At 44.0% G+C, this 316-nt stretch carries 1 protein-coding gene; it reads left to right on the forward strand.

Going from position 1 to position 316, the window contains the following annotated elements; genetic code table 11:
* Nucleotides 1–26: 26 nt before the first annotated feature.
* A partial coding sequence (locus tag Y882_RS18460; protein ID WP_046973421.1) for a N4-gp56 family major capsid protein occupies nucleotides 27–316 on the forward strand: 290 nt, incomplete at its 3' end.

Below are 316 nucleotides of genomic sequence, written 5' to 3' on the forward strand. Positions count from 1 at the left end.
CTGAACGGCCTATAAGGAATTGAGACATGTTGAACTATAACGCTCCTATTGACGGTCAGAAATCTAGTATTGATGGTGCTAACTCTGACCAGATGCAAACCTTTTTCTGGCTGAAGAAAGCAATCATCACTGCCCGTAAAGAGCAGTACTTCATGCCACTGGCCTCTGTAACTAACATGCCGAAGCATTACGGTAAGACCATCAAGGCATATGAATATGTTCCTCTGCTGGATGACCGTAACATCAATGACCAGGGGATTGATGCAAGTGGTGCTACTATCGTTAATGGTAACCTGTATGGTTCCAGCAAAGACAT

The sequence above is a fragment of the Dyella japonica DSM 16301 genome (genome assembly GCF_001010355.1).
In the GTDB taxonomy this organism is placed as follows: domain Bacteria; phylum Pseudomonadota; class Gammaproteobacteria; order Xanthomonadales; family Rhodanobacteraceae; genus Dyella; species Dyella japonica.